The organism is Candidatus Deferrimicrobiaceae bacterium (genome assembly GCA_035256765.1).
Classification (GTDB): Bacteria; Desulfobacterota; Deferrimicrobia; order Deferrimicrobiales; family Deferrimicrobiaceae; genus CSP1-8.
The window spans coordinates 1-9,091 of record DATEXR010000192.1; the positions used below are offsets into that span (position 1 = coordinate 1).

At 62.1% G+C, this 9,091-nt stretch carries 8 protein-coding genes; all 8 read left to right on the forward strand.

The window, feature by feature from the left end:
* Window positions 1–803: CoA-transferase (locus VJ307_06450; protein ID HJX73781.1), on the forward strand; the 803-nt coding region annotated here is incomplete at its 5' end.
* Window positions 804–866: 63 nt separating this feature from the next.
* Window positions 867–2,198 carry a tRNA (N6-isopentenyl adenosine(37)-C2)-methylthiotransferase MiaB gene (gene miaB, locus VJ307_06455; GenBank protein HJX73782.1) on the forward strand — a complete coding sequence of 444 codons (1,332 nt, stop codon included), beginning with the start codon at window positions 867–869 and terminating at the stop codon, window positions 2,196–2,198.
* Window positions 2,191–2,679 (forward strand): bifunctional nuclease family protein, encoded by a 489-nt coding sequence (locus VJ307_06460; protein ID HJX73783.1) that lies wholly within the window; start codon window positions 2,191–2,193, stop codon window positions 2,677–2,679. Before miaB ends, VJ307_06460 begins: the two co-directional genes overlap by 8 nt.
* Window positions 2,676–4,556, forward strand: coding sequence for a diguanylate cyclase (locus VJ307_06465; protein HJX73784.1), 1,881 nt, complete (start codon window positions 2,676–2,678; stop codon window positions 4,554–4,556). Before VJ307_06460 ends, VJ307_06465 begins: the two co-directional genes overlap by 4 nt.
* 27 nt (window positions 4,557–4,583) lie before the next feature.
* Complete coding sequence (locus VJ307_06470) at window positions 4,584–6,140, forward strand: DUF4388 domain-containing protein (GenBank protein HJX73785.1); 1,557 nt, start codon at window positions 4,584–4,586, stop codon at window positions 6,138–6,140.
* A complete protein-coding gene (locus VJ307_06475; protein HJX73786.1) occupies window positions 6,137–6,778 on the forward strand; it encodes a histidinol phosphate phosphatase domain-containing protein in 642 nt (213 codons plus the stop codon). Before VJ307_06470 ends, VJ307_06475 begins: the two co-directional genes overlap by 4 nt.
* A gap of 16 nt (window positions 6,779–6,794) precedes the next feature.
* A complete protein-coding gene (locus tag VJ307_06480) occupies window positions 6,795–7,499 on the forward strand; it encodes a tetratricopeptide repeat protein (GenBank protein ID HJX73787.1) in 705 nt (234 codons plus the stop codon).
* Window positions 7,500–7,523: 24 nt separating this feature from the next.
* A partial coding sequence (locus VJ307_06485; protein ID HJX73788.1) for a glycoside hydrolase family 57 protein occupies window positions 7,524–9,091 on the forward strand: 1,568 nt, incomplete at its 3' end.

The following is a 9,091-nucleotide window of genomic DNA, read 5'->3' on the forward strand; positions in this document are numbered from 1 at the left end:
CGCGCACGGTGGAGTTCACCGACACGGAGTTCATGATCGCCCAGGGGGCGCGCCTTCTCGAGGACGGCAAGACGTTCTTCGTCGGATGGGGAATCCCCCAGGTCGTGGCCATCCTGGGGCAGAAACTCCACGTTCCGGGCGTCATCCAGCTCTTCGAGTTCGGGGCGATCGGACCGCAATCGGTCCTCCCGTTCGTCCGGGGAACGATGGGAGGGCCGCAGAACACCTACCGCTCTCTCCAGTGGCTCAACATGAACTGGGCCTTCGCCTACTCCGCCTCGGGATACATGGACTACGGAATGCTCGGAGCCCTTCAGGTCGATCCGTACGGCAACATCAACTCCACCTTCCTCGGAGGGACGTACCGGGAGCCCGAACGCCGTTTCGCGGGAAGCGGGGGGGGGAACCAGGTGGCGTCCCACTGCTGGAAAACGATCATCGTGATCAAGCACGAGGGGAGGCGGTTCGTTCCCCGGGTCGATTTTCTCACCTCGCCCGGGTATCTGACCGGACCCGGTGCGCGGGAAAAAGCGGGGCTGCCCGCGGGGACCGGTCCGTACCGGGTCGTCACCTCCAAGGCGCTGTTCGGGTTCGACGAGGAGACCAAGAAGATGGTCCTCCTGGGGGTCCTGCGCGGTCTCGACCCGCGGGACGTGGTGAAGGACATGGCGTTCCGACCCTTGATGTCCAGGGAAATCGAAGAGATACCCCCCCCCACCGACGAGGAGCTCAGGCTTCTGCGGGAGGAGATCGACCCTTCCCGTTTTCTCATCCGTGGAGAGAAGATGTCTGCTTCCGTATGAGGTTTATTTTTACCGACCCTTACCGCTGGACACCGCATTGAATAGCCCCGGGCGGGTGCTATAATGAAAAATATGGTCCGGCGCGTATACATCGAGACATTCGGCTGCCAGATGAACGAGGTGGACTCGGCCAGGATGGTGGCGCTCCTCGGGAAGGGAAATTACCGCCCCGCGGAATCCCTGTCCGATGCCGATCTCGTGCTTCTGAACACCTGCAGCATCCGGGAGAAGGCGGACCAGAAGATCTACAGCGCCCTGGGCCATCTTCGGCGATGGAAGCAGGGCCGTGAGGGACGCCTCGTCGCCGTGGGGGGGTGCCTCGCCCAGCAGGAGGGGCCGGAACTCCGGAGACGGGCGCCCCACGTCGACATCGTGTTCGGCACGCACAGCATCTCCCGGCTGCCCGGCCTCCTTCGCCTCGCGGAAGGTCGGAACGCCCAGGTTTCCACCGACCTCTCCGGCGACACCAGCCACTGGGACGTGCTCCCGTATCTTGCGAACGGGGCGGTGAGCGCCATGGTCACCGTCATGCAGGGATGCGACAACTACTGCGCCTATTGCATCGTCCCGTATGTCCGGGGAAGCGAGATCAGCAGGCCCTCCGGGGAGATCCTTACGGAGGTCCGCGAACTGGCGGACCGGGGCGTATGCGACGTGGTCCTCCTGGGGCAGAACGTGAACTCCTACGGGAAAAAGGAGGGGGAGATCCCTTTCCCCGAACTCCTCCGGCGGATCTCCCGTGTCCGGGGAATCCGGCGAATCCGGTTCCTTACCTCGCATCCGCGGGACCTGGACCGGGAGACGATCCGCCTTTTTTCCGAGAACGATCTCCTTTGCCCTCACATCCATCTGCCGATCCAGGCAGGGTCGGACCGTGTCCTGTCCTCCATGGGGCGCGGATACACGAGAAAGGAATATCTCGGCCGGATCGAAGAGTTACGAAAGGCAAGGCCCGGGATCGCATACTCTTCGGATTTCATCGTCGGGTTTCCGGGCGAGACGGAAGAAGATTTCCGGGAGACGTTGTCGGTCATGGAGGAAGTCCGGTACGATTCCTCCTTCTTTTTCCGGTTCTCCCCGAGACCGGGGACCCGCGCTGCCGGCATGGCGGAAACCGTCGCCCCGGAGGAGGCGCGAGAGCGGCTCTATCGCCTCCAGGCCCTGCAGGAACTCCACACCCGGGAACGACTGGCCGCGTGCGTCGGGAACGAGATGGAGGTGCTGGTCGAGGGGAAGAGCGCGAAGGACCCCTCGCGCCTGTGCGGCCGGACTCCGTGCTACAAGACCGTCAACTTTTCCCCCGCCAGGAACGGGAAAGGGGCATTGCGCCGCGTCGCGATCCGGTCTGCCGGGCATCATTCTCTCTCGGGCGAGGAAGGAGGACTGCATGGTTAAGGAAATGCAAGTGATCGGAATCACGATCGACCCGGTGACCCAGTCCCCCATCATCATATTGCGGGACAAGGAGAACCTGAACACCCTTCCGATCTGGATCGGGGTGCTGGAGGCGAACGCGATCGCCGCGGGGCTGGAAAACCTCAAGCTGCCGAGACCGATGACCCACGATCTTTTCAAAAACCTCATCGACCAGATCGGGGTGAAGCTTCTTCGCGTGGAAGTCACCGACATCCGGGACAACACCTATTACGCGCTCCTCCACATGGACATCAACGGGAAATCGGTCGTCATCGACTCGCGGCCGAGCGACGCGATCGCCATCGCCATCCGGATGGAAGTCCCGATCATGGTCCGGGACGCGGTCATCGAAAAAGCGCTTCGGGTGGAATCCGGAACGCCCTCCGGGGGAGAGAAGGACAAGTGGACGGAGCTCCTCGAGAAGATGGATCCGGAAGATTTCAGCAAGTACAAGATGTGACATCCCGCTTCATGGACGTGGCCCGCATACTGGTCGTGCAGGAGAGCGCCAATACCTCGCAGGACCTATGCTTCACCGCCTTTGATCATCCGGTCGAATTCTCGTTCTGCACCCCCGATCAAGTGATCCGGGGGGAGACCGACCTTTCCCCCTATATCGCGATCGTCGCCTCCCTGGACAGCGAGCACCGTCCCCTGGTCGATTTTCTCCGGGAAGATCCCGGAGACGGTCCTCCGATCTTCCTCTTCCGGAGCGAACCGCCGCTTCGGGAGATCGCCCGCTGGGTCACCTGGGGGAAGGTACAGGACGGCACCGATCCGGCGGTCGCGGTGCGTCTCCTGTCGGAAAGCATGGAATATTACTCCCTCGCCTCCCTCTACCAGCAGTGCCTGAAGATCATGGCGTGCCAGGACGAGGAGAAGATGCTCGCCCGGATCTCGGAAACCTTCACGAACGAGCTCGGCACCGAAAGCTGCGTCATCTGGGTCGCCGCGGCGCGCGACCCCGACGAGATGGTGATCGCCTCCGTCCGGGGGTGCATCGGCATCAACAGGGAAGGTTCGACGTTTTCTCTCTCCCAGGCCGACTGGGCGGAAGGGATGGGGAACGGGAAGCCCTTCCTCTACCCTCCCGGGGAAAACGAGAGGGAGGGAAGCAGGTCCGACGGCGGCGACACGGACCTTTACGTTCCGATCCTGCACATGGGAAAACCGGTCGGCCTCGTGAAACTCGGCGCGAGGCCGGACCGGAAACCGTTTGGGCAGAGGGATATGTATGTCGCATCGATCATCGCCGGGTACGCCGCGCTGGCCTGGAAAAACATCACCCGTTTCGTCCGGATGGAGCGGGTGTCGCTTCGCGACGCGGAGACCCGGGCGTACTCCCCCGTGTTTCTGTCGGACTACTTCGAGAAGGAACGCTACAAGGCGGGCAGGTTCCGCCGGCCTCTTTCGGCCGTTTTCCTTGTCCTCGACAACCTGTCCCGCATCCGGGAGGAGACCCGCGAAACCGTCGTCGCCGGGGCGGTCTCGGACATGGTCGATGCCATCGGCAAGGCCCTGCGGGAGTCCGACCTCATCGCCCGGGTGGAGGCGAACCGGTTCTGCGCGATCCTCCCCGAGACCGATTATTTCGGCTCCCTCCTGGCATTACGGCGTCTGAGGAAAGCGATTCGGGAAAGCACGGCCATCCAATATCTGGGGACCGAATATCGTCTGGAGACGTTTCTCGTATCGGTCACCTTTCCCCGCGACGGAAAAGATCTTCCGGGTCTCTGGCGCGTTGCGGAGGCGAAATACCATCAGCAGAAGCAAAGCCCCTTCCACCGCCTGCACCTTCGGGAGAAGACCCTGTGGAATGCCTTCGACACCCTGGTCGGCAAACCCGACTATTACGATCTTCTGCGGTCGGGACAGACCGTGCCGTACTTCTCCCGGTTCCCGCGGGAGAAGGGGCGCAACGGGCACTTCTGCCTGAAAAGGGAAACCTTCCTCCGGATGATGGAATCCGTGGCCCAGGACGCGATGTCCCTGGACCGGAAAAGGGGGCTGGTCATCGCGGCGGGTCCCCGCCCCGAGATGTTCAAGCAGATCTTCCTGTCGCTCGGGCCGGAAGCGGGCAACGGCAGGAGCATCACCATCATCGGACAGGACGGCAATACCCGCTTCGACTCGAAAAACCTTTTGTACGTGCACGCCGAGGACAACCAGCTCCAGGACAGGCAAATCGTTATGTTTCTCAAGGAAAACGGCGCCTACGGGCTGCTCGCGACCGAGCGGGAGGACGAGGTGTGCGGGTTCAACACGGCCGACGAGTGGCTCGTGGATTCGATGATCGAGAAGGTGCAGGAAACGTATCGCCTGCAGGGGACGTTCTAGTTGGAGCCTTCGATGGCGGAGCGAACGATGGGTACCGCGACGACCGCAAAGCAGATCCTGATCGCCGACCCGTCGGAAACATCCCGCCGTGACCTGCTCCGGTTTTTCCGCACGAAAGGGTACAAGGTCATCGATGCGGCGGACGGCAGCAGGGCGCTTGCGGAAGCGCTCCTCAAGAGGCCCGACATCCTCCTCCTCGATCTCTCCCTCCCGGGGCTCGGACCGGACCGCCTCGTCCAGATCCTGCACACGAACCCGCACACGAAGAACATCCCGATCTTCTTCCTGAGCGACCAGGAGAAAAGCGTTCCGGGTTTCCGTCCCGGGATCGACGAGTTCATCCGGAAGCCGTTCCACGGGGACGAGGTCCTGCTTCGGATCCAGCGCACGCTGTTTCAGGACAACATCACGGAATCCCTTGCCGGCGACTCCGAGATCAGCGGGAACCTGGCGCAGATCTTTCTTCCCGACCTTTGGCAGATCCTCTCGATGAACAAGAAAAGCGGAGTCGTCCAGGTGGAAGGGGAGGGGACGGGCGGGTCGATCTACATCGACCAGGGGGAGATCGTCTCCGCGCGCGCCCAGAACACCCTGGGGGAAAAAGCGCTCTATCGTCTCATCTCGCTTCGGGAGGGGAGGTTCCGGTTCCTGCCGGGGAAAGTGGAGGTCCGGGCGACCATCCACTCCTCCACCCAGTCCGTTTTGATGGAGGGTTTGCGGCAGATCGATGAAATCCTCAATCTCGGCGCCGAACTCCCCTCGCCGGACGATTCGGTGATCCTCGCGAAAAGCGCGAGGTCGATCAGCGGGGGATCGGGGGTGGTGCGCGAGGTGCTCCTTCTCGCGGAGTTCTGCAACTCCGTGAAGGACCTCGTGAACAACTGCAGTTACCCCGACCTCGTCGTCTTCGAGACCCTGCTCGAGCTGAAGAAGCGGGGGATGTTGCGGATCGGCCGGTTCGAGGCTCCCCGAACGAAAAGCGAATTCCTCCCGCCGGAGGAAATGGCGCGGCTGCGCACCTCCCTCGAAGAGATGGGAAACTTCTCGGAGAGCGGAGAAGGGCGCATCGTTTTTTTCCTCCCGGACCCCGAGCTGCTCGAGGGGGTCGTCCTCGCCCTGGGACAGCACCGGGAGTTCCAGGTGGACTCCGCCTTTTTCTCCCTGCGGAGGGAGGAGGCCCCCCCGATCGGGATGTTCGGGAAACTCACGATCGGAGAGGGGTCCCATCTTCTTCTCTACGTCTTTCCGTACCTTCGCTCCACTTCTCCCCTGTGGTATGCTCTGGCTCCCCGCCCCCTGGGAATCGTGGCATTTCTCAAGGACGAGGTTTCGAGTTCCCTCGAAGCGCTTCTGGCCGTCTCGGACTACACGAAAGGATCGGATGCGCGCGTGGTGCTGGCCGTCATGGGGAAATCATTCACGAATTTCGGGCTCGGGGAAAACACGATCCGCCTGTTCCAGAGCCGGCTGGAGAAGCTTGGCTGCTTCCTCAAGGTACAGGAGCTCGATCAGCTGTCCCCGGAAGAGATCCGGGACGCCCTCGCCCGGGTGGTGAGGCAATACCTCCAGGGAGATCCGATATGATCGATCTGCACATGCACTCCACGTTCAGCGACGGCGAATTGATCCCGTCCGAGGTCGTTTCCCGTTGTCTTTTCGCGGGGTACACGCATCTCGCGATCACCGACCACGTCGACCCGTCGAACCTGGAGAACGTCGTGGATCGCATGGTGCACGTCTGCTCCGAACTCCGGGGGAAGGTGCGGGCGCAGGTTTACCCCGGCGTCGAAATCACGCATGTCCCCCCGCGGTTGATCGCGCCGCTGGTTGCCCTTGCGCGGGAACGAGGGGCGAAGGTGATCCTCGTGCACGGGGAAACGATCGTGGAGCCGGTGCCCAAGGGCACCAACCTCGCGGCCATTCGGGCGAATGTCGACATCCTCGCTCATCCCGGCCTGATCACCGAGGAGGAGGCCAGGCTCGCGAGGAAACAAGGCGTGCTTCTCGAGATCACATCCCGCAGGGGGCACTCCCTCACGAACGGGCACGTGGCGCGCATTGCGGCGAAAACGGGCGCCCGTCTGGTGTACAATACCGATTCGCATTCTCCCGGCGATTTCACGCCGTGGGAGGACGCCGTCCGGATCATCCGGGGGGCGGGACTGACGGAGAAGGATGCGGCACGCATGCAGGAGAATGCGCGGGAACTTCTCGAAGGATGACCGAAAGGGGAAACGGATGGCAAGGAAGATCAAGTACACGCGGAAAGACCTGAAAGGCCCGGACGAGTTCATCTCCACCCTCGGACGGGCGACGCTATGGATCAAGGAAAACCACGTTCCGGTCCTTGCCGCGCTGACCGCCGTCATCCTCGCCGCGGGAGGGGTATACGGCACGCGCGCCTACTACCGCTGGCAGGAGGCGAAGGCGAACCGGGACCTCTGGCCCCAACTGATCCAGGCCCAGGAAGTTCTCCGGTCCCCGGGGGTCGCCGACGAGGAGAAGCTCGACCGCCTCGAGAGGTTTCTGGCCGCCCAGGTGAGCGCGCACCCCGGCACGGAGGCGGCGGTCTTCGCGCAGTACTACCTGGGAAGCATCGCCTTCCGCCGCGGCAATTACGACCGGAGCGCCGAGTATTTCCGGTCGGCCATTGCCAGCGGGAAGGAGCAGGGGACCGTCATGGATTTCCTCCTTCGCGAAGGGCTTGCCCAGACGTTCGATGCCAAGGGGGACGCGGAAAACGCCCAGAAGGCCTACGGGGAGGCCGCAGGGTTCGCGACCGGGGAGTTGTTCCGCACCCAGGCACGGATGGGGCAGGCAAGAGCCCTTGCCACCCTGGGGCGCAATCAGGAGGCGACGGAGGTATTCCGCAGGATCCTCGCCGAGAATCCCGACACGCCTCTTAAGGAACTCATCCAGATCCAGCTTTCGCGTCTGGGATAAGGGAAGGGGAAGGGACAAAGCCGGATGAAGCTTTATCTTTGCTTTCTCTGGCACATGCACCAGCCGTATTACAAGGATCCCGAAACGGGGAACTACATCCTGCCCTGGGTTCGGCTTCACGCCGTCAAGGATTACGTGGCCCTCCCGCGGCTCTTTCGGGAATTTCCGGCGGTGCGGCATACCTTCAACCTGGTCCCGTCGCTGCTGATCCAGGTCCAGGACTACGTGGAACACGGCGCGGAGGACGTCTTTTTGTCCCTGTCCCGGAAAAACTCCCTCGACCTCTCGAACGAGGAGGAGGAGTTCCTCCTTCGCAACTTCTTCGCCGCCCATGCCCCCACCATGATCCTGCCCCAGCCGAGGTACGCGGAACTGTACGGGAGAAGGGAAGCGGCGCTGCGGGTGGTGGGGAAATCCGGTGCGTCGAGCGGGTTCGGGGCGTCGGATTACACCGACCTGATGACGTTGTTCAACCTTACCTGGTTCCACCCGATGCTCCGCGAGGAGGATGCGTACCTCGCCCGTCTCTGGAGGAAGGGGAGCGGGTACACCGAACGCGACAAGGTATACGTCCTGGATCGTCAGATCGACATCATGGCGACGGTGATCCCGGAATACCGGAAGGTGGCGGAAAACGACGGCGGCGAGAATACCTCCACCCCCATGTACCACCCCATACTGCCGCTCCTCATCGACAACCGGTCGGCGCAGGACGCGCTCCCCGGCGCGCTTTTACCGAGGGTTCCCTTTGCCTACCCGGAAGACGCGGTGGAACAGATTTTCCGGGGAAGGGAGGTGTTCCATTCCCTTTTCGGGAGGTTCCCGGACGGTTTGTGGCCTTCCGAAGGCTCCATCAGTCCGGCCGCTCTGGAAATCGCTTCCCGTGCCGGATTCCGTTGGACCGCCACGGACGAGATTCTCCTGTCGAAGGCGCTGGGAAAACCCGTCCATCGGGACTCCGGCGGCGTTCCCCTCGAGCCTTCCTGGTTGTATCACCCGTACGTCGCTTCCACGCCCGCGGGTCCGATCCGGATATTCTTCCGGGATCACCACCTCTCCGATCTGATCGGCTTCGAATATTCCCGCTGGGGCCCCGTCGATGCCGCTTCCAATTTTTGTAATATTATCAGTAATATATATAATAAATTGTCTTCCATCCCGGGTCATTCCCGCAAGGACGCCTATGTGGTTCCCGTCATCCTGGACGGAGAGAACGCCTGGGAATATTTCCCCGATTCCGGGGAGGAATTCCTTCGCACATTGATGGGACGGCTTACCTCAATGGCCCCAAATATATCATGTATTACATTAAGCGAAGGCCTTAAACAAATAGACTATGATGTGGAATTACCAAAAATCCCTACGGGCTCCTGGATCGACGGGACATTCAACATCTGGATCGGGCACAGAGAGGACCAGGCGGCGTGGGAATTGCTCGCTCGAGCGCGAGCCCTCTGGCAATCGCGTTCCGAGCAGATGAGGAAGGCCGGCCTGAAGCCGTCGAAAGAACTGAATAACGCTTTCGGCCACCTGCTCGTCGCGGAAGGATCCGACTGGTGCTGGTGGTACGGGGATGACCATTTCACGCCGCA

What these genes read in the sequence shown, in the direction of transcription:
- VJ307_06480 (HJX73787.1), top strand. Translation starts at nt 6,795, where the DNA reads ATGGCAAGGAAGATCAAGTACACGCGGAAAGACCTGAAAGGCCCGGAC.
- VJ307_06460 (HJX73783.1), top strand. Translation starts at nt 2,191, where the DNA reads ATGGTTAAGGAAATGCAAGTGATCGGAATCACGATCGACCCGGTGACC.
- VJ307_06475 (HJX73786.1), top strand. Translation starts at nt 6,137, where the DNA reads ATGATCGATCTGCACATGCACTCCACGTTCAGCGACGGCGAATTGATC.
- VJ307_06470 (HJX73785.1), top strand. Translation starts at nt 4,584, where the DNA reads ATGGGTACCGCGACGACCGCAAAGCAGATCCTGATCGCCGACCCGTCG.
- miaB (HJX73782.1), top strand. Translation starts at nt 867, where the DNA reads ATGAAAAATATGGTCCGGCGCGTATACATCGAGACATTCGGCTGCCAG.